Below are 22,162 nucleotides of genomic sequence, written 5' to 3' on the forward strand. Positions count from 1 at the left end.
CAGGTATAATGACACAGCCATAATGCGAGGCCATTTCCCTGTAGGTTGGGTGGATTTCAGGCTCATAGTAGCAGGGCTTCTTAACAGCGGTTTTGGTATTATCCGGCACAATGATTTCAGTTGAGCCACCAAAGTAGGTAAAAGCATTTACATGTGCATTAATCCATGCGTGAAGTTCCATAGAAAGACATGGTTCCGTATAAAGCATGTTACTGGCACCAAGCACAGCTACAAAGAAGTATACTTCTCTTCGTTCTCCGGTGTCGGCATCGATGATATAATGTGTAAGACCAGCCCAATCCACAAACACTTTTTCTCCTGCCCGGTGGATCTGGTGCATGGATAGGTTTCGGAGTTTTCGCCATTTTAGGTAATGGTCACAAAATTGTGTATATTGGACACCATCGGGGTATTTTTCCTTGTACTCCTGCCATAATAACTGCAGGGTGACCCCTTTTTTCATCAGCTCCTTATGAATGTACTCATAGTCCGGCAAAGGCTTTTTACTGCTTCTGATCTCCTGGGGATAAAGTTTTGCCTCAAGTTCGGCATCATCCATTTGTGAGATCATGGGCCAGTCAAGATGTTGATTTTTGTATCGCTCAGTGATGGCGGCAACGGTGGTCGGTGAGCATTGACAACTTCGTGCAATCTGACGAAGGCTCAGTTTTCCTTCGTTTACCAGACGCAATACTTCGCGTACGTTACGCATATTCATCCTCCTGTTCATTGAAAAATCTCTCCTTCCTGAAATAATTTATAATTTATTTCGGGAAGTTGGTGTAAAAACATCATTTACTCCGAACAGGACAGGTAAATTGTCCAGTTTGCCACCGGAATAGGTGTCCATTTTGCTCCGGAATTAATTTCCACATTCAACCGGAACTGCTGTCCAGTATTTCCCGGTATGAATGTCCAATCTATGCCGGAATCGCTGTCCAGTCAAAACCGGAATAACTGTCCAGTTTCTGCCGAAATCATTGTCAACTTTCAACCGGAATGACTGTCCAGTTTGCTCCGAAATATGCATTCGGTGCGATATGATTCCATTACTCTAAGATAGTATGTACCATTATTTTTAAAACACTCAATAAACATAAATGACCCCACCTTTATATTGTATATGTCTACTAAATTTTACCATAACTTTCGTGGGATTGCAAGCAAAAAAACCGCAATTTCTTGCGGTTTTTAAAAAAATTTTCTCAATATTCAAACTAATGTTCTGTTAAACTCGGGTTATACCATATTTGCTTATGCTAATAAAATTCCTAAATAAATTTCTTTTCAAAGTCCAATGTTTTCTTGTAAACAGATATATGGACAACTCTCCTTCCGATAACCCTGTTTCTCAGAAATACCGTGCTTTAAAGATTGATGAAATGCCTATCGTTGAAAAGCGTCAGTTGTACGACTACAGGCATTTATTGAATAAGTACCTTGAAGAACACGGTAAACCTCTTAAACCTGTTAAACATAGAGGAAAAAATATCCCGCCACAAGGTACTGTATGTCCTGTCTGTAATGCACCCTCCGAATATATCTACGATAATACAGGTGGTAGAGGCCAGCTTAAGTGCAAAGTTTGTAATTCTACTTTCTGCCCGCATAACGCTTACCTCGAAAAGCTCATCCTTAAATGCCCTCATTGCGGCAAGACCCTCCAAAAAAAACGTGATCGTAAGCAATTCTTCGTTTATGTTTGTGTTAATAAACATTGCCCATTCTATATCCAAAACCTGGCTTCTATGTCTAAAGCCGAAAAAGCTGATTTCGAGAAGAATCCTTATAAATACAAACTACATTACTATTACAGGGTATTCGATATTGAATTGGATTCCCTCAAGGAGGATCCTCATTATCCCTCTGCTTTAGACCTTTCCCGTATCAGAAACCCCAAGTATGTCCTTGGCCTTGCACTTACCTATCATATTAACTATGGCCTCAGTACTCGCCAAACTGCTTCTATCCTCTGGGATATCCACAACATCAAAATTACTCACCAGACTGTGGCCAACTATGCTTCTTCTGCCGCCAGGGTGGTTAAACCCTTCGTTGATAATTACCCTTATGAGCTCTCCGACTCCATCTCTGTTTGTGGCGATGAAACCTATGTTAAAGTCCTTGGTAAAAAACATTTTGTCTTCTTTATAATGGATGCCATTAAGAAGATTATTACTTCTTATTCTGTCTTCTTATACAGGGATGGCGTTTCTGCTATTAAGGCTATTTATTCTACCTTATCCAAGTTCAGAAAACTTCCTGAAAACCTTACCCTTATCTTCGACGGAAACCCCATATATGTCCTGGCTCAACACTTCTTTGCTCAACACGGTATTCACTTTGATGTTAAACAGGTTATCGGCCTGACCAACAAGGATGAAGTTTCTGAAGAATACCGCTGGCTTAAGCAAATTATTGAACGCTTAATCAGAACTTTCAAGGGTGTCTACAGAGGTAAAAATGGTTTTAATTCTTTTGAACGCGCAAATGAATTTATGGCCCTGTTTGCAGCATTCTTCAACTTCTTGCGCAGACATTCATCCCTTGATTACAATGTACCTGTTAGTATCCCGGAAATTGAAGCCATGCCTGACATGCCCTCCAAATGGTTAAAATTACTCAGACTCTCTTATGACTATTTGGAAAATTTACAGGCCTCAGCTTAATTTCTACTTATCTTTTCTTTTATTAATTTCTATATTATCTTCCTATGCCCTTTTTTCGGTATAATACTTACTTTTAGCTACTTCTCAAGGGAATTGCCTGCCATTTCCTTGTATATCTGTATTCTGTTTCCAATGTCCAGTATTTCTTTTTGCTTCTTCAATAAATTGTTCTCCATTTTTCATTAGTTTTCATAATTTATTTGACACTACCCATGTTTTGTTTTTATATTTCCGCTTTTTAGAGCGGTTAAAGCTTTTAAAAATTTCATTTTATCTTCTTAAGGGCAATATATTTATTTTGCATATTAAAATTATAATTACTTGTACGAATGTTATTATCAGTTCAAGTAGATACCAGGATTTTTATATTACTCATCCGGATTCTGTTCCCATGTTACCTTCGTTTGAGGAACAGTCATATGTATTAATCCAACACAGTTTGGCATGACACCATTAGTATTATAATATCTCACTACTCTTGCCATCATATATAATGACTGACATGCCGGGGCACTCAACCATCTGCTGGGTGAATAATAATCACAAAAAACTCTGACATAGTTTGGTATACATAAATTTTCATCGATGAATCCTGCTATTCGGGAACACGCGTCAAGGAAATCAGTTGTTTCAACATAATATTTGTACTCTGGTCCATTGTGTTGTGAATCCCAAACATATGCAATATTATAATATGTGTAGCCACCATCGTCAGATCTGCCTTCATCTTTCCAACGCCACCAGCCCATCTCACCTGTCGCCAAAGGGCCTTCACAGGACCTGATTCTTACATAGTTTGGCCAAATACCATTATCTTTATAGTATCTCAACGCTCTGGCCAAAATATCTGTCATCTGGGCCAGACTAACAGTCCGTCCGTCTCCCACATTCACGTAATTAGGATATGTATGATAACCATCGCTATAATGGGCATCCATCCAATCAGCGCAGCGTTTTGCCATATCCATATATTGAGCCTTAGACACGGTCCTGTAAACATTAAATGTTAAATCCGAACGGCTATCCAATACAACACCGCTGCTATCCAAGAATGTAACTACCACTGTCCACTGACCATCAACATCAAGCGGGACTGAGCCTAGTGTTAATGCAGAATCTTCAACGCTTGCTGAAGCTCCAGGACCTAAGTTTGGAATTGTTATCGTTGAAGTTGCAACCATAGTATTGTCAGGATTTTTATACTGCAATTGTACTTTAGCATCAGTCAGTGTCGCCGTTCCTATATTTTTAACTCCTACAGTCACAATTACCTTGTTGGCAGGGTAGTAATCCGCCTGGTTTGTAGCTTGTGACACAATTTCTCCCTGTAAAGTAGTACCTTCAACAGTAAAACTGATAGGCGAGTGTCCGTTTAGTGAAGATGAGTCAAGTATTGTACCGTCGCTAGTCTTAAAAACATACTCAACCTTCCATATCCCAATTGCAGCATCTACTGGAAGCGTATACGTATCGCTCTGGGTTGAAATTTCATTCGGAGTCAATTGTGAAATGATCTTCGTGTATACTGCCTTCACAACATTATTCGGATCTTTGATAGTCCATTCAACTACCGGACTTTGAAGAGTCTGGCTACCTGTATTCTTTACTCTCAGAGTCACAACTACAGGATCACCCGGCACATACCGAGACCGGTCGGTTGATGCTTCAGTTACTCTACCGGCAATAGCTGAAGAAGCACTAATATTCCATTTGTCTGACTGTTCCCACTGCCAGCTGGCCAGCGGATACCGAAAATAAGCTACGCCCGTCGCACCGTTTGCCCTGGCATAATCTACGCACTGTTTCATCTCGAGCGGTGTCATATAATTGCCGTCGTCATCCAGGGTTTGAATCCCAGCCCAAATCTCACAACCTGATACTGCCTGCCCAACGAAGTAGCTGGTCTGAGCGCCGACCCATGAAGGTTTGTATTTATAATTATGCGTATATGTCATTGGGGTAATAAACTGTAGATACTGCGACATGTTAGCAACGTTCTGTCCATAATAGGTAGCAGTGCTGCTCCCCTCGGCCATTGTCGCTGCACTCAATGGAATATTAGGTTTATACTGGTTCATCTTCTGGCGGATTAATGAACAGTAAGTTGTAATAGCATCCTGCGCTCCGGAATAGTTGTTAGCATTTCCTGGATATCGGATGCAATCCAAGTGAATACCATCTATATCGTGATCTCGAACTAAGGGGGTAATTATATTATTTATGATATAGTTTCTATAAGACGTATCCCTTGCATCTATCCAATCACCGCCGACCGTAGCATAACTGCCAGTCGATGCTTTGAGATGATCATTTAAAACAATGACCCAGGCATGTACCTTGATTCCTTTCGGATACGCAGCGTTTATTACATCATCCAGAGTCGTCGTCACAAAGTTGCCATCAGTGCCTTTGACCAGAAGAAATATATCTGTAACACCATGAGCAGCGCAGGTATCCACCACATTCGCAACCCCCATGTTCCTCGCGGTGGAACCTAGTAGCCATACAGCCTTTGCAGCAACTGTAGTAGCACTTGCCGGCAGATCATTTGGTGTAAATTTGAACGCCAGCAAGGTCCCATCTCCACGCTGGTCTCTAAATTTGTTCGTGAGAGTTGTGGCTGTAATTTTGTAGCACGTTAAAGTCTGCGCTGTGCCATAATTAGCCGCATTCCCGGCTAATGACGTCGTATAAGTGTATGAACTCATACCCAGCGGATTTTTCCAAGGGTCCCAGATATAATAATAACGTTGGTCAGGATCTGTAGTGCTTCCATCCCAGCCTCCTATCAGGATATAGTGGCCATCTACCGTATTCATGACTGCAAGCCATCCATTATCAAGATAATCCCTAAGCTGCGAGAGGGTTATCCAGGCCGTCTGCGCAGTGTAATCACTCACATCATTGTCAACCCCTGTGATTATGGAACGAAGTTCAGAATAGGAGCACCCAGAAGTTGTTATGTGTCTTCCGATATATTTATGACCAAGAAAATCTTCGAATGTATATGTCGTATATTTGCTATAAACATACGGGTCTTTTGACTTTAGCCCGCCTCTTCCGTCGTTATGATAATCTGCCTCTCCATAAATATCGTAAAGCTTTTTATGAATATTCGGAATGAAATATTGTAGGCCCATTGCGATTGAAGTTGGTCCGCAAAAACCTTCGTAGGTACTGCTCCCGCCATAAAACGGACCATCGTCGTTTTCGCTTGTCGGTTGCTGGTGGTACCAAATACCCTTGTTAATCTTAGCATAGCATGGCAGCGAGAAACTACTGACAATACCCAATATCAATAAAGCCACTATTACTATTTTTCCTCTTCTTTTAAATAATGACATCTTTAACCTCCTCCTATCTCAATAAATTAGATTTATCTTTAAATAGCTCGAATTCTCCTATAATTTCAGATCTATTTAAATTCATAACTAACATAACAAAAATTTCATAAAGCATCTTACAAAGCCCTGCCCTATCATCTGCAAAGCATCGCTCACAACGCTTTGAGCAGGCCTCCGGCCCTAATAAATCCCCCGGCATACCCTATCAGTGCTCGCAGGGTCATCTGCCCTAACATTCCTTCGGTAAGCCTTATGTAGATTGATGGTGCTACATCAATACTCGTATGCAGAATCTATGCTCTCATGGAGGGATTGAACATACTAAGCCCCATCACTAAGCTTTATTAATTCTTCTAAGGCTTTATGCTACCTTAAAGAATATAATCTTTATTAATTATCTTGAACTACTTTGAGCACATAATCCCGAGGTTTTATTCCCTCATACCTTAAAAAAGCACGCTTAAACGAATACACATTTTCATAGCCCACTGCTTTTGCAATATTGCAGATATCATATCCAGCATCTTTCAATAGTTCCTTTGCCTTTTCCATTCTGAGACGGCATATATAATCGTAAAAATTAATCCCTGAAACTTCCTTGAAAATTTTTGATATAGATGATACAGGCATGTTAAATACTTCTGATAGTTCCTTCAGTGACAAACTAGAATTGGAGTAGTTATCATTAACATATTGTAGAAGATTCTTTTCCAGATCAATGTTTTCAGAATCATTAGCATACCTGTTTCTTTCACATATACAGTTGCTTACTTCGTAAAGGTATGACCATAGGGTTTCCATATCTTCCGACACCATAAGTTCTTTAAATTCTCTTTGATACATTCTTACATTAATATTTAATTCATTTAGTACTCGTATAATAGTTTCCATTATTAATGAAACCAGCCTTTTCATTGCATCTGTCGATAACTGTCTATTCTTATTTTCCAACTTTATCTCATCAATAATTCTAGCAACTGTATCAAAGTTGCCTACCTTAAGATTGTTAATAAGCTGTATCTCCCAATCTGTTGGATAATAATAAAATCCACCTTCTATTACTATCTTTGGGTTTCCGAGTAGATCAAGCCCAAAAATTGCACATTCCATATTCTTCCTTGCTATCTGGTAAGACTTGCTTATACCAATTATGCCTTTTTCAATACTGCCTACGGATATGATAGGCTTAATATTATTTGATGATTCTATTTTGAGCCGAACATTTTCTATCACCTTATGCACATATACTTCGTCTTTTTCAGGATGGTCAAGGGAAATTATTACTGCAATATCATCATTTAAATCTTCCAGCAATTGAAATGGCATGTTTGCACTGTCTAACACTTCACTCACAGTAACAATAAAATTCAATCTCTTTCGTTTTTCCAATGATGGCATATCACTTGTGTACTTCTGAATACTCATTTGTTCTTTACTAGCTTTTTTTACATGAAAGTTTTTTCCTTCATTAATAAGAACAACACAATAGGAACTGCTATTATTGTAATTTAATCCCAACTCTAATAATTTTTCCGAAAGCTTATCATATTCAAAATAACCATTTAGTAAACGTAAAAGTAAATTACACCTGGCAGCATTTTCATAATTTTTAACGCGGTGCATTATAGTTTCTTTTTCAATTACAAGTTTATCAAAGGAAGTTTCTATAAGTTTATATTCATTCAAAACTTGTGATTTTTTACCATTGTTTTTAAAGAAATCATTCTGTTTAAAGACCTTGTTTATCAATTTCTCCAAAGGTTTATATGTTACTTTTGCCAGGAAAACAGCTACTAAAAATCCTGAAACAAGAGATAAAATACATGGTAATAATAAAGGGAAAATCTGTTTTGTTTGAAATGGTATATTATTATTACTATAAACACACTTGTATTCCCATGATGAAATATTTGATATAGTAGTAAAATTTAGATAACTATCCTGTTTTTTTAAACTTTCTGATAATAATTGTCCAAAGCTCTCATCAAATATGTTTATATTTCCGTTGGAAATGCTTAGTTCTTTTAGACCTGGTCCTGCAATCTGTCTTAAATAGTATCTCAGATATCCTTTATCTACAAATAATAAAAGAACTGCTCTAGGTTTATCATTCAGTTCCATACTTTTTAACACTGCTATATAATTCGGACTACTTTCTTGATAATCTTCTTGAGAACTTTCAATTATTTTGAAGTAAGTATAATTTATCATTTCTGAGTATAAGATTTTAAATTCATTTTCTTCATTACCTAAAATTAAATTAAAATAGTCATTAATATTGTGCCAACCAATATTAGATACAACCAAATCCTTATAAGGAAATATTACTGCTATACTTGACAAAATTCTTAAGAAAGCCATATAATTATTAAGGTCTTGAATTATTTCAAGCTTTTTCAGTGTATCAAATTCTTTTTCAAATATTTTTGTGTCAGAGGTCAATTTTCCCACCCAGTTAGACTGGTATAACCTGTCACCCATACTATTTAGTTCTGCCAGCTTGCTATCAATAGTATCTCTAATTCTTTGGGTATCTTGTTCATACATCTGAACCATTTCCCTTTTATTATTTTGAAGTGTTTCTTTAATAAAAATGCTACAAAAAACTATAGTTGGAATTATAAGGATAACAGTGTAGGATATTAATGTTTTTCTGTATGTATAACTTTTTAATAAATGCGAGCTCAAATTTGATTCACCCTTTCTGTTATACCCATAGAGTTTGCAAATCTTAAGTTAAGCTTTTATTAATACTTTGCTGGCACAAGGTGTCAATTTTTAGTACCAGTCCTTTTTATAATTCCATAATTATAATACCATAATTTATAATATCATAACAAACAATTTCTCAAAATATAGTTATATAGGTGCTGGCAAAGATTTTTTAATTCTTTGCCAGCTTTTTATTTTAATCAATATTCTTAATTAATTATTTAATACTACAATATCTATCATAAAGCTCTTGGTCAATCTGAATTAACTTGTCAAGTCCAAGTTCCTTTAATTCTTTCATATATTTGTCCCAATTATCAAGAGATGCCTGACCTAATATTAATTTTGTAGCGAGTTCACTTGAATAAGTTGTTAAATTATTTATTATTTTTGTCTTTTCTTCTAATTGTTCGTCTGTTGGCATTGCTAAGAAATTGTCATTAAAGTTGGAATAGTATGGTTTATATTTCATAGCTTCTAATTGATAATCTGCTTTATACTTTGGTATGTTTACAAGTTCTCTCTCAATATTATCAAGCTGAACTCTAGGGAACACAATATCACCATAAACAGTCTTGCCAAGTGTTTCACGTTTATTTGCTTGTTCTTCCCAAGACTTTGTTGCAGCACCAATAAGTAGTTTTACACCATTTTCCTCTTTATATGTTACTCCTTCAATTCCCCATTGACATAGGGTTGCATATTCATCACTATATACCACATCAAAAAATGCAATTGCTGCTTGAGGATTTTTACAAGCTTTTGTAATTGCATATTTTTGCCATACCAAGTTAGGTGGTTCTACTTGAGTTGCTGGAGTTATCCCATCAACTGCTTTTAAAGGCATTAATGGAAGATATTCTGCCTTTTCTTGTTTTACAAGAGGCTCTAACGTTTGAATTATCCCGTATGTGTAAATTGATGCTACCCTGTTTTGAGCAACCGCGTCACCACCACCTTTTGTAATCAGGTCAACATCTATTATACCAGCTTCCACAAATCTTCTCATATATTTAAAATATTCTTTTATTCCTGGCTGATACCACGGTGAAACTACTTTATTGGTTTCAAAATCAATAGCTGTTATACCAGTGCCAAGCCCGAACCATTGAGGAATTGCATAATTAAATAACCCTAGATTATAAGCTAAAATTTCATCGGCTTTTCCATTCCCATTTGCATCTCTATCACGCATTTCTTTAAGAACATTAAAATATTCTTCTGCAGTAGTAGGCACTGAAAGTCCTAGTTTTTCGAGCCAATCTTTTCTTATAAGCATAGTCAAATTAACTGGTGCAGGTTCAGTTACTTTATATGTTTTTAAATGTAAACTACTAAACCAATACATTTTACCATCAGGTGCTGTGATTAGTTTTGGTGCAAATGGAAATACTTCTTTATACATTCTCTTTATGTTTCCATTGCTATATTTATCAATTAAAGAATTTAGTTCAAGAATAATCCCTTGTTTTGCTAAATTTAATGCAGTTGTATTATTAAGAGCTGTTAAATTAGCAATATCAGGTAAATCACTTGCTGATGCCATTAGTGTTTGAAGAACAACCTGATACTGCTCCCTTGGTACAATTTCGAACTCAAGTTCTAAATTCGCAGCTTTGAACAACTTCTCAGTCTCATGCCAAACAGGATATTCTTCTCTTTCCTCAAATTTAACAAACTTATTTGCACCACTTGGTCCAAGAATCTTAAGCTTCATTGGCTCTTTGCTTTTAGTTGTAAGATCTTTGGTTGCAGTCTCATTTGCTGTTTTTTTCTCGGTTGCATCACTACTTTCTTTTTTTGCAGTATTAATGGTGCAAGCCGATAAAAAGGACATTACCATCAAATTGATGATAATAATTAGGATTGTTACTTTACTAATACTTTTTTTCATACAATTACCTCCCATTTTAATTTTTGTTATTTATTAGTAACGCCTTTAAGGCGCAAAATCAAATATTACTCTTTTAAAGAACCTAACATTACACCTTTAATAAAATATTTTTGGAAATATGGATACGTAAAAATTATTGGTAAAGACGTAAATATAATCATTGCATATTGCAATTGAACACTTTGTAACATCATTTGAAATGCTTCTTCATAATCATCCTTAGCCAATTTCGTTAAATCTACTGTTTGCTGTACTAAAACTCGTACAAGATACATCTGTAAAGGATGTAGTTCTTCGTTCGGTAGATAAATCATTGCACTAAACCAGCTATTCCATATACCTACAATTGAATATATAGCAATAACAGCAAGAATTGGTTTAGATAGCGGAATGTATATCTTAAATAGTACATGGAAATTGTTAGCTCCATCAATAAATGCAGATTCCCTAAGAGATGCAGGTAGTGTCATAAAGTATGTTCTTGTAAGTATTATATACCAAACACTCACCGCTCCAGGAATAATAATAGCCAATCTATTATTATATAAACCTAATTTTTGCATTAGCAAAAAAGTTGGAATAAGTCCTCCACCAAAGTACATTGTAAATATAAGATACCTTACAATCCATTTACGACCAATAAGGTTTTTAGCTGTTAGTGGATATGCCGCAATAACCGATGTAAAACAGCACAAAAACGTTCCACTTACAACATATATAAAAGAGTTAGTAAATGCTTTCCACATTTTATTATCTCTAAAAATTAATTTATAAGAACCAAAATACAAACCTTTAGGATAAAGGTTAACACTCCTGGCAAAAACCTCTATAGGATCACTGATAGACATTATAAAAACATAATACATAGGATAAAGAGTTATTATACATACAAAGAATGCTAAAATATAAAATATTACATCTACTGCCATTGAGCCTTGTTTGATTTTGTTTTTATTATCCATTTTCATTATTTCCTACCTTTCATCTATGCTCATAGCCTCACATAATATATAATAAATTAATTACATATGATTTTACCATAATGCATAATCGGTTCGTTTTCTACTTATAGTATTCGCTGTATATAACAATGCAAAATTAATAACTGTTGTAAACAAACCTACTGCTGTACCAAAACTGAACCGTCCCCCTAGTAATCCATCACGATATAAATATGTACCTATAACATCAGCGGTTTCATAGACAGCAGGGCTATATAGCAAAAGGATCATCTCTGTATTTGATCCCAATAAACTTCCTATTGAAAATATTAGTAATATAAGTATAGTGGGCATTATAGAAGGTATAGTAATATCGCGCACCTGGTGGAACCTGTTTGCTCCGTCTATTCTGGCTGATTCATATAGGTTTGGATCGATAGATGATATAGATGATAAGTATAGTATACTACTCCATCCAAAAGACTTCCATATACTTGTTATTGTATATATTACCCGAAAATATCTGGGTTCAATATTAAATCTTATAGGATTACCACCAAGAAGAACAATCAGATCATTCACGATTCCATCAGTACTAATAAAAGATATAACCATACCTGCGACTACAACATTAGAAATAAAATGAGGCAGATAACTTGCTGTTTGAACAAATTTTTTAAAGAACCCATTTGCGAGTTCATTAAGCAACAGCGCAAATACAATAGGTACCCAAAATCCAAACACAAGTCCGTAAAAGCTTAACAATATTGTATTGCGAAACACCCTTACAAAGTATATTGATTTAATAAATTCGATAATATGCTTTAGTCCTACCCATTTCACACTACCATCAAAAGCTATGAAAGGACTACCTGGATAGTAATCCTGAAATGCAATAACAATGCCATACAAAGGAATATAATGAAATATAAAAATATGTAATAATACAGGAAGGATTAAAATGTATAGTTCTATATTTTCTTTGATATTACGCATTTGCTTTTCTTTCATATTTTGTAAAAAGTTATCCATATATAATATACTCCTATAATATATTTCTTATATCGTGTGTGTGCAATCATAGTATATTGTATTAAGTTCTAATATAATGCAAACTATTAAGTATAATTTTAGAAAATTCAACCTGTCTTGTTGTAGTTTTCATTATAGAGTAAACTTTTTCTAATATCAATAAACAAAATTCTATACGTGAACAATATTTTCTGAGTACTTTTAAAACCCTTAATTTACTTATACTACTTACGCAAAATTGTAGGATCACGTGTCTGTGATTATTGACAGAAACCAATGGTAGCAGTCTTGTAATGGCATAGTGGGATACCCAGCTAAGCTTTTGAGTGATATGGGTTGCCGTAGAGTTATTAAGACGTATGAATGTATTGTACCGATATCTGTTTTCATATTTTTCACTACTCATGATCCCGTTTTTGCTAGGATATATTCGGTTTATCTCGAAAAGGTCGCGTGCTTGCAAAGTGCCCAGCAGTTGCTGGATTTGCTATCCGAATATAAATATCCCAGGCTTGTCCAGGTTCCTTCAAAAGACGGCAACACAAATCTTGTCTATATCTATCCTATTTATCATGTGAGCAGATACAGCAAAGATAAAGACACATACCTGATAAACATTATCAGTCATGATGCGTTTATAAAACGTATCAATGATATCATAGGTGAGATTCAGCCGGGAGGAGGCGTATATATTTTTGAAAAAGGAAGCGGAGAAATGCGTTTCAAATACACACAGGATAATGAAATGTATCAATTAGCGGCTGATGCACTGAAAGGGAAATTGACCCATAAAGACAAGGGAATTTATATTATTACTTCGGAGCAGACAGGACTGGATTTTGTGATGCTGGTATCTCATGAAGAAATAATGGCGCAGATACGCAAATACAATATGTCAAACAATTTTATTCTCAGGTATTATAGTGGAAGATATATGCCGTGAAATAATTGAAAGGCAAAAGAAACAAACCGATCAGCTGACGCAACGCTTACTGGAGTATATACGCGCGCACAGTTTAGATTATGACATAAGTATGGAGAGGGTAGCGGATAATTTTGGGTTATCCATAAATCGTTTGTGCAATATCGTCAAAGAAGCTACGAACTATGCCTTTAGGGAATATGTTGTTATCAACCGCATGCATAAGGCAAAGCAACTTCTGGAGGAAACCGATATTCTTATCAATGAAATCAGCCTCATGGTCGGATATTCAAACGTGTCACACTTTATAAAAACCTTTAAGGCGAATTATAATATAACTCCGTCTCAATATCGAACCCAAATGCAGGTAAAACTGGGCAGGTTGGGGACGCATTCGACCGAACTGCCCTCAAACCATTGATTTAAGCGGTTTTATTAATTTCGTATGGAAAAAAGCATTTAGTATATACGAAAGCTATTGTTCTATACGCCTCGCAACTCTTGATATGCAAAGATTGCAAGGATTTTATAGTGAACTGTTTAGTAAACTTCCGCTAGTCTTATCATAATACTCCTGTAACCTTCATCCAGGCAGTTGCGATTACTGCATGTCCTTCCTTTGTCGGGTGGACTCCATCCTGTGCCCAGAATTGCATGGGCTTATATACCGAATATTGATAGAATATTCCGTCCAATGGGACAAATAAGGTTGCGAATTCCCTCGCCAAATCACGGATAACCTGGATTTTAGGGTTAAGGTCTTCTCTCCATACCTGTTTGGGTAGATAGCAGGCAACTCTATTTTTCTGTGCTTTGTAATAATTGTAATGTTTTATCAACCAACTGCTGTACTGTTACTTTTGTGTAATCAACAATAGTGGTTGAAAGATTTAAATTATAGCATTCGTACCAGCACGGAAGGATTCCTTTTTGTCCAAGCATCATTCCAAGAATTGAACCTACAGTCGCTCCGTCACAATCAGTATCAAATGCGGCCTGCACAGCAAGGCAAATTGTTTTCCCAAAATCCTTATTACCGTAAAGCAATGCCATAGTTACAATCATAGCATTTGGATTGGTATGACATCATTCATAAAAATCATCCTCATTATATTGCCGGTGTATATAATTGATTACGTCCTCCACGGTTTCACCCCATTTATACCAATTAAGGACCCGGGTCACATCACGGTATAATCTTGACTTTTCAGGCACCTGGTCCAAGCCTGCTTCGATAACCGTAATCACATCTTCACAAACTGCAGCTGCAGCAATCATTGCAGCAATAAACATTTCTCCGTATATTCCATTCTTTACATGAGAAATGCATGCATCCCTCCATGCCATTTCAGCTGCTTTTTCAGTGTCACCGGGATTTATGTATCCAAAAAAGTCCCCGCGAATCTGCGCACCAATAAATTCACGATAGGGATTGTTATAGATAGCGGTTTCAGGAGCATACATACCCAATGCTGCATTTCGGTATGCAACACGTTCCGCTGTATAGGTAGAAAACATAGGAACCCATGAAAGCCATGCTTCCAGGACATCATCAGGGCAAAAATCTTTGCCATAATGCTCGATTAGCTTCATAGCAAGTACCGTATAGTTGGTATCGTCATCCACAGGTGCTATACCATTAATGGTATCTGCCCAACAACGTTTTTCAAATTTTACAGGATCATAATTAATGGTTTGAGCAAAATTTTCCGGAATTTGATTTCTGGTAATATAGCGGCTCATTGGATAATTATCAGTTGCTTTCAGCAGGGCTTCCAACTGGTTTCTCTTGAATCCCTCTACCGGTTTTCCCAGTAAACAGCCTGATATGCGCCCGATCCATGCACCAGTTAACTTGTTTCTTAATTCATGGATTGATATATTCTTTTCGAATTTATGTCTCACTGCTCTTCTTTGTGTAAAAATTTCTTTCAACTCCGAAGGCTCTATAAAAGGATAGTCTGGCAAAACAGGAGCATTAATAAGCTTATTTCGAATTGCTTGGGCAACTTCATCAAAAGGCTTATCTTTTGCAGCTTTTGAGACTTGCTCGCAAATGTCTCTCAGATATTCAACATCTCTCCCTTCATCCCTGGCCTGTTTCCATTCCATCATTATTTCTGCATCATATCTTAACCAACCTGGTTTTTGTGGCATAAGTACTCCTCCCTATCTCACAGGATCATTGTCCCTATTAACTTTAATTTTTGCACTGCTTAATTATCCAAACCGTCGCAGAAGCAAGGCTGTCAATGCTTAGTTTGATATGTCATTTCTTTTTGGCTTACCTTGATCGGTCATATTAAGCAAGCCTTCTATTCGCTGTTCTCTATTAGGCAGTAATGGAAATGGCACGGTAGGAAGGGTCTGATACCAATATGCTACGCTACAATAGTCATCACTTCTCTCAAAATAGCAATATTCACTATTTAAAGAATGTCCTGCAGCCTGATATCCGATAAAATCCTTATCATAATGGCTCTTTGCCTTATCAGCAAGACCAAATCCTATTTGCTGAATTGTAATTTTAATTTTTGAACTAAAATATATTGGATCTTTCTGATGGAATCTATAGAGGGAATATAATCCTGTTTTTCCATCTACCAAAGGAGCCCCCTGGATAGGAGTTATTATTTCACTTAGACCCCACGCCGATCCTATATAATCCTCCGTTCCAGTACCGCAAATAGTGGGAAATAAGTCATCGTCATCAATATAAAACTTAACCTCTCCCTCTCCCCACCATGCCTCTTTGAATAAATCCCTTATGCCTAAAATCATACCTATATAAACGCCACGTCCTTGAACTCCATCCAATATTACATAATCTTCTTGTATCGGGCACGGATTCATTCTCCTAAATTGCGCATGAAAGTAGCCTGTATCGCTATCCAATTCGTCTCCAAGAGTAAAATCTATTTGGTAAAAAAACATCTCTACATCCGTATGCGAATCATTTTCGACGGTAATTAAAGCCCTTTGTTTAAATGGCATTGGTATCCAGCAATTGAATCCCTTCCCATCCTGCATTCCTACAAAATCAGTAACCATGTTGCACTGTCTTCCATGTGCTATTCCGAAAAAGTCGCCTATCGGGACTTCTACACTTGGATGGGGTTGTCCATCCCAGTACATACGAATAATCACATTGCGCATATGATCAACATTTCCTGGGGGTATTGTCATCCATATATGCCGTATCATCCCTGGGCCCTCTACATCCAGCAAAATATAGGTATCTCCTTTCTTAAATGGCCATATACAGGGCGAACCTTTTCTTCCGTTATTTGCCTTTCCCCCAGAACCTCGCCTTGCCAATGGATTTTCTGCACTAGCGGCATAACTATTTAACTTTTTTAATTGGTACAACATAAAAACTCACATTCCTTTCGCTTCTTTTAAGTTACAGATATCAATGAGATATCAATGAGAATACTAAATAAATCGCTACTGACCCTTTCATTTCACTCAAGACACAGCATGAAACACTATCCTTTTACACTGCAATTTAAATAATTTAAATTTGTTTCATATTTTTGATCTCGTTCCTGCCATACCGGGCTTCTAAGTGTATCACCAGTTGACGAATCAAGTCATACCATTTCTTCAGACTCTTTGGCGGCGTAACATTTGCCTTCCACCAAAAAACAGTGCAGTTGTTTCAGTACTTGTCATTATTATAAGCTGGTGGTTTAGAACTATAATTTCACTATTTTTTGCTTAGTATTTAAAAACAAGTTATCTACAATTGTAATATTTGAGGTAGAATTTGCTATATATATACCCACACTATTACCTTCCGGAGAATTAGTGCCTATTTTATTGCCCTTTATTAGGATATCACTAACTTCTCCAAGGACTTTTATCCCGAAAAATTCGGGTTCAACGCCATTATCGAGGATTTCATTCTCCTCGATCCTGGTCCTATGTGGTGCATGAATCACGTCTTCATCTCTAAATTCTATACCACCATTTTTATTTCTCAAAATCCTGTTATTCAATATCACGTTATCGGTATCCCTGTGTCCAATAGATATTCCTGCACCTTTATTATCAGAGAACTCGCAGTTTTCAACAAGTCCACCCTTCACTCTCCAGCAAAAGAAAAAGCCTATCGAATCATTTTCTGTAGCAATGCAGTTTCGTACAATAGTCCGCATGCTGCCACTACCCGGGTGGAAACCAAATCCTGTATTTCCCTTGCTGATACTATCAAGTACAACCACATCATTACAATTCTGATAGCTAATCCCATCACCATTATAATTTATTACGCAACAATTTTGGATAAGAACATTATTTGTATTAATAAGAAATATACCTCCTCCTCTACAGCCATTGAGGTATAAATTCTCTTGCCTATTTCCGTCTACACTGATATCTTTAATTGTAACATCGCAGCAATTACTAGCAGTTATTACAGGATATATAGTAACCGCCATAGCATTATTTTCAATCATGCAATCAGTGTTCATCGCAGTGTTTAATTTAAAAGTATCTTCGGCTGTTTGTTCAATAATAGTCCCTACCGTACAGAGAAATCCCTGTGCTTTATCGTCAAACACGGCAACACCATATCCAACTTCAAACCCTTCAGGGTCAGATATTATTATTTGATTTTCACCATAACCTGATGTAGCTTTTAAATAGCTTTTTGAGCAGGCAGCCTTTTTCAACACCGTTCGACCCACACCATCACCAATAAGGGAAATACCACTTTTAAGACGCACAGAATCATACATAAGGTATTCGCCTTCAAGCACTCTTACAGTTCCGCCTCCCAGGGCAGCCACATAGTCCACGGCTGCTTGAATGGCTATGTTTGTATCCCCTATAATATCACCTGATTTATTACCTACAGTTAAAGTAACATTTTTTACCATTTAATAGCATCTCCCTCTAGTGAAAACTGAAGAAAGTATATAATTAACCACCTTATCCTATCCTTTGAGGCTGCCCAAAGTCATACCTGATATAAAGTATTTTTGCATAAACGGATAAATAAGTAGAACTGGCATTGTCACTATCATTATCTGTGCTGCTCGGAATGTTTTATTGCTAATTTTCTTCAAAAGCTCAATCTGTGTAGTATCAAACAAAGAAAAATCAGGAGTCGTAATGATACTTTGAAGATATGTTTGCAATGGATAGTTCTTTGAATCATCCATGTATATCATCCCACTGAACCATTCGTTCCAGTGCCCTACTACAGTGTAGACTGTCAAGGTTGCCAATGCTGGTATCGACAAGGGCACATATATCTGCCAAAGAATCCTGTTCTGACGAGCTCCATCCATTAATGCCGATTCCTCAATCTCCTTTGGTATTTGCCTAAAGAAATTTAAAAGGATAACCATATGGTATATTGGCACCGCTCCTGGTATAATCAGCGCCCATATTGTATTTTTTAACCCCGTTGATGTAACAACCATATATGTTGGAATTAATCCTCCACCGACAAACATTGTAAAAGCAAAAAACCATGCAATTAGAGTACGACCCTTGAAGACTTGTTTTGTTTTTGACAACGGGTATGCAGTTATAATTACCAGAAACATGTTTACTGCCCAACCCAGTATAACTCTCTCAAGAGTGATCCCGAATGATCTAATAAAGTCCGGTCTTTGAAAAGCAAACCGGTATGAGCTCAATGTAAACTCTACCGGCCATAATCCTACCCGACCCTGGGTAGCTGCTGCTGAAGAACTAAAAGATATTGCTAACATGTGTATAAACGGTAGTACACAACTCAAAGCCAAAGCTGTCAGGAAAATATAGTTAAATACATCAAATACTTTTTCACCCAGCGTCTTTCTTATCATTTTACTTCCTCCATTTTATCACATTTCATTTGCAGTTAACATAAAATACTAGAATATCCTGTAATCGGCAAATTTATATGCCATAAAATAGGATGTAGATACAAGCAGCAACGATACACATGATTTTACAATACCTACGGCTGTTGCCATATCATATTGAAAGTTTTTAAAGCCAATTCTATAAGTAAATGTATCCAATACATCGCCGGTAGAGTATACAGCAGGATTATAGAGATTGAAAATCTGATCAAACCCTGCATTGAGAAGATTGCCCAAACTCAAAATTCCGCTTAGCACCATGATTGAAACAATACCTGGAATTGTGATATGCCAACATCGTTTAAATCTTGAGGCTCCGTCAATTATAGCTGCTTCGTATAGCTGTGGATCTATACTTGTTAATGCTGCCATATATAAAATAGTTGAAAATCCAAACACCTTCCACGCATCGGATACGACCATGGTCGCAGGGAAAATGCTCGGACTACCAAGAAAATAAACCGGCTTTACGCCCAATGCTTTAAGGATATTATTAATTATACCATCGGTAGGTGATAGAATGTCTATCAGCAAACCACTTATAACAACCCATGACAGGAAATGCGGAAGATACATCATCGTTTGAAGAGATTTCTTATACCTCTCTATTTTTATTTCATTGAGCAGAAGTGATACAATTATCGGAAATGCAAAGTTTACTATCATCTTGGCAATTGATATACTCAATGTATTTCTGATTACTTGCCAGAACCCTGGATATTTAGTAAAGAGATACTTAAAATTGTCCCAACCTACATATTGAGAACCAAACAACCCTTTTGTAATATCATAGCGCTGGAATGCCAGCGCCCAGCCAACAAGCGGACCATAATAGTATATCGCTACCAGTATCATTCCGGGTAACACCATAAGGTAAAAACTCTTATCTGTTTTCCAGCTTTTCTTTTTCTTTTCAACTTTTCCCAAAGAAAACCCCTCCAAGCATCCGGACATTAGGATAATTAGGATATAAGAAAGGGTATTGGCCAAATTAGCGCTTCCCTTTCTTATATCCATGATAAATAACTTACTTTAATAATATCTTATTTTCTATTTAATTTCAATTAACTACCTGGATTTATACCATTCATTTACTTCAATTTCAACTATTGCACCACCCATATTTCTCCACTCTTCAACAAATGCGTCAAACTCATCTAAAGGCCGTATGCCCATAATAAATTCAGTATACGCTTGCTGTACATATTGTTTCAAGTTTTCCCACGAACGTACCATTTCATCAGTTTGATAACCAACAAGTTTGGTAACCATCAGCATATTATTATCATAGTATTTGTTGAATCTGCCAAAGAACGAGTTTGGCCCGTACCATGATATATAAGAAGCCCAGTCCTCGTTCATGCCTTTACCGGCCTTTATGGAATCATAGCAGGACTTGGTACGTTTGTATTGAGTCCAGTCATGCGGAGTAACCAGGTAGCTTTCATCATTTTTATCCAATGCTTCAGTAACGTGAATTGCCGTATTGAGGTTGACTTTAACATCAGCCAGTACTGGATAAATTGGGCATGATCCTTGGTAGTCGTACTTTTCATCACTATGATACTTCTCAGGCTCCGCAATATCCGGTGGTCCATTTACCTTTGCGCTGGCAAAACTCATCATACGCAACAATGCCTCGGGATGGTCAAAATTCTTGTTTACAACATAAATTTCCGGCTTTGGTTCATCTGTTTGAAGCTTCAATTCACCTTTATAATCAGAGAATGGAACAATATCGGCACAGGACCAAGTAACCTTTTCTGCTGCATAAAGATCCCCCAAAGGCCAGCCGGGTACCCAGAATTGAGCAATAGTTGCGCCAATCTTACCAGAGGTGAGTTGCTCGGCAATTTTCATACCGTCATAAGATGCAAAAGCAGGATCAATATAGCCTTCTGCGTATAATTTTGCATAGGTCTGCAGTACTTTCTTCATCTGGGGTTGAATATCACCATATACAAGCTTTCCGGTCTCATCCTCATACCAAACGCCGGGATATGCGCCATTCGCATTTGCCATGCCTACAAAACCGGCTTGTCCTTCATAGATACTCTTTGTCAAACCAAGTGCAAAGCGATTTTTTCTATCCATATCAGCAAAATCTTTTGCCATTTCAATATATTCTTCCATGGTTTTTGGCATTGGTCCACCCCACTGCTTAAACCAATCATCACGCCATAGCAAGGAATATGGGCTCTGTAAATTTATACCCCCTAAGGCAAGACCATATTGGCGGCCATGCAGGGTTGCCCATTCCTTGGAATGCGGGCGCTGTTTCAGATACCCGGCTAATTGTTCAGAGAGGTTCGAAGTAACAACAACATCTGTAAGGTCGTATAGCATATTAGCATCCACAAGTTTCTTAAATTGGGAATAGTTAGAAAGTTTAAATATGTCGGGCAAATCTTTTGAAGCGATAGCCAGATTAAGTTTTGTTTCGTATTGCTCCCAGGGACATGTCCAGTCGAAAATAAGGTTAATATTCAACTCATCCTTGAAAGCCCTAGTCCATACATTATTGGTCCAAGAATCCCCTTTTGGGAAAACCATTGGTGGGTTTATCGAAAGAACCATATGGACATCGACAGGCTCATCATACTTTGTAATAGGGTCGATATAGCTGCCTGTATTTGCGGGGTACTCCCCTGAACTTGATACATTGCTAGTCTGCTTTGAAGTACTTGTTGTAGCATTATCATTTGAGTCGTTTACCTTGCAACCAACCATTATGCTTAACAGCATGATAAAAGCGAATATTAAAGCAATGGTTTTTTTCATAATAAT

16 protein-coding genes and 2 pseudogenes are annotated in these 22,162 nt (G+C 36.9%); 3 read left to right on the forward strand and 15 right to left on the reverse strand.

Annotation, left to right across the window (positions count from 1 at the left end):
- Positions 1 to 712: IS21 family transposase (locus tag HPY74_10160; GenBank protein NSW91013.1), on the reverse strand; the 712-nt coding region annotated here is incomplete at its 3' end.
- 508 nt (positions 713 to 1,220) lie between these two features.
- Here HPY74_10160 and HPY74_10165 point away from each other — a divergent pair.
- Positions 1,221 to 2,669: pseudogene (locus tag HPY74_10165) on the forward strand (DDE-type integrase/transposase/recombinase).
- Between the two features lie 368 nt (positions 2,670 to 3,037).
- On the opposite strand, the gene HPY74_10170 reads toward HPY74_10165, so the two are convergent.
- The 5 genes from HPY74_10170 to HPY74_10190 all read right to left on the reverse strand — a co-directional run bounded on the left by HPY74_10170 (position 3,038) and on the right by HPY74_10190 (position 12,592).
- Positions 3,038 to 6,013 (reverse strand): hypothetical protein, encoded by a 2,976-nt coding sequence (locus tag HPY74_10170; protein ID NSW91014.1) that lies wholly within the window; start codon positions 6,011 to 6,013, stop codon positions 3,038 to 3,040.
- Between the two features lie 390 nt (positions 6,014 to 6,403).
- Entirely contained in the window at positions 6,404 to 8,701 is a 2,298-nt protein-coding gene (locus HPY74_10175) for a helix-turn-helix transcriptional regulator (protein NSW91015.1), read from the reverse strand.
- Between the two features lie 241 nt (positions 8,702 to 8,942).
- Complete coding sequence (locus tag HPY74_10180; GenBank protein NSW91016.1) at positions 8,943 to 10,568, reverse strand: extracellular solute-binding protein; 1,626 nt, start codon at positions 10,566 to 10,568, stop codon at positions 8,943 to 8,945.
- A gap of 116 nt (positions 10,569 to 10,684) precedes the next feature.
- Positions 10,685 to 11,587 (reverse strand): carbohydrate ABC transporter permease, encoded by a 903-nt coding sequence (locus HPY74_10185; protein ID NSW91017.1) that lies wholly within the window; start codon positions 11,585 to 11,587, stop codon positions 10,685 to 10,687.
- A 66-nt stretch (positions 11,588 to 11,653) separates the two neighbouring features.
- Entirely contained in the window at positions 11,654 to 12,592 is a 939-nt protein-coding gene (locus HPY74_10190) for a sugar ABC transporter permease (protein ID NSW91018.1), read from the reverse strand.
- 457 nt (positions 12,593 to 13,049) lie between these two features.
- Between HPY74_10190 and HPY74_10195 the strand changes: the two genes are divergently transcribed.
- Complete coding sequence (locus tag HPY74_10195) at positions 13,050 to 13,535, forward strand: hypothetical protein (protein NSW91019.1); 486 nt, start codon at positions 13,050 to 13,052, stop codon at positions 13,533 to 13,535.
- A complete protein-coding gene (locus HPY74_10200) occupies positions 13,516 to 13,935 on the forward strand; it encodes a helix-turn-helix transcriptional regulator (GenBank protein ID NSW91020.1) in 420 nt (139 codons plus the stop codon). The genes HPY74_10195 and HPY74_10200 overlap by 20 nt, the downstream gene beginning before the upstream one ends.
- Before the next feature lie 142 nt (positions 13,936 to 14,077).
- On the opposite strand, the gene HPY74_10205 is transcribed toward HPY74_10200, so the two are convergent.
- The 9 genes and pseudogenes from HPY74_10205 to HPY74_10245 all read right to left on the reverse strand — a co-directional run bounded on the left by HPY74_10205 (position 14,078) and on the right by HPY74_10245 (position 22,156).
- Positions 14,078 to 14,353, reverse strand: coding sequence for a hypothetical protein (locus tag HPY74_10205; protein ID NSW91021.1), 276 nt, complete (start codon positions 14,351 to 14,353; stop codon positions 14,078 to 14,080).
- The gene (locus tag HPY74_10210) at positions 14,313 to 14,567 is read right to left on the reverse strand and encodes an ADP-ribosylglycohydrolase family protein (GenBank protein ID NSW91022.1); all 255 of its coding nucleotides are present in this window, start codon (positions 14,565 to 14,567) and stop codon (positions 14,313 to 14,315) included. Before HPY74_10210 ends, HPY74_10205 begins: the two co-directional genes overlap by 41 nt.
- Before the next feature lie 33 nt (positions 14,568 to 14,600).
- Complete coding sequence (locus HPY74_10215; protein ID NSW91023.1) at positions 14,601 to 15,671, reverse strand: ADP-ribosylglycohydrolase family protein; 1,071 nt, start codon at positions 15,669 to 15,671, stop codon at positions 14,601 to 14,603.
- Between the two features lie 99 nt (positions 15,672 to 15,770).
- Complete coding sequence (locus HPY74_10220; GenBank protein ID NSW91024.1) at positions 15,771 to 16,886, reverse strand: DUF2961 domain-containing protein; 1,116 nt, start codon at positions 16,884 to 16,886, stop codon at positions 15,771 to 15,773.
- Positions 16,887 to 17,031: 145 nt separating this feature from the next.
- Positions 17,032 to 17,166: pseudogene (locus HPY74_10225) on the reverse strand (hypothetical protein).
- 46 nt (positions 17,167 to 17,212) lie between these two features.
- The gene (locus tag HPY74_10230; protein ID NSW91025.1) at positions 17,213 to 18,397 is read right to left on the reverse strand and encodes a right-handed parallel beta-helix repeat-containing protein; all 1,185 of its coding nucleotides are present in this window, start codon (positions 18,395 to 18,397) and stop codon (positions 17,213 to 17,215) included.
- Positions 18,398 to 18,454: 57 nt separating this feature from the next.
- Entirely contained in the window at positions 18,455 to 19,336 is an 882-nt protein-coding gene (locus HPY74_10235) for a carbohydrate ABC transporter permease (protein ID NSW91026.1), read from the reverse strand.
- A gap of 48 nt (positions 19,337 to 19,384) precedes the next feature.
- Complete coding sequence (locus HPY74_10240; GenBank protein NSW91027.1) at positions 19,385 to 20,329, reverse strand: sugar ABC transporter permease; 945 nt, start codon at positions 20,327 to 20,329, stop codon at positions 19,385 to 19,387.
- Between the two features lie 114 nt (positions 20,330 to 20,443).
- Entirely contained in the window at positions 20,444 to 22,156 is a 1,713-nt protein-coding gene (locus HPY74_10245; GenBank protein ID NSW91028.1) for an extracellular solute-binding protein, read from the reverse strand.
- Positions 22,157 to 22,162 lie beyond the last annotated feature (6 nt).

The sequence above is a fragment of the Bacillota bacterium genome (assembly GCA_013314855.1).
Classification (GTDB): domain Bacteria; phylum Bacillota; class Clostridia; order Acetivibrionales; family DUMC01; genus Ch48.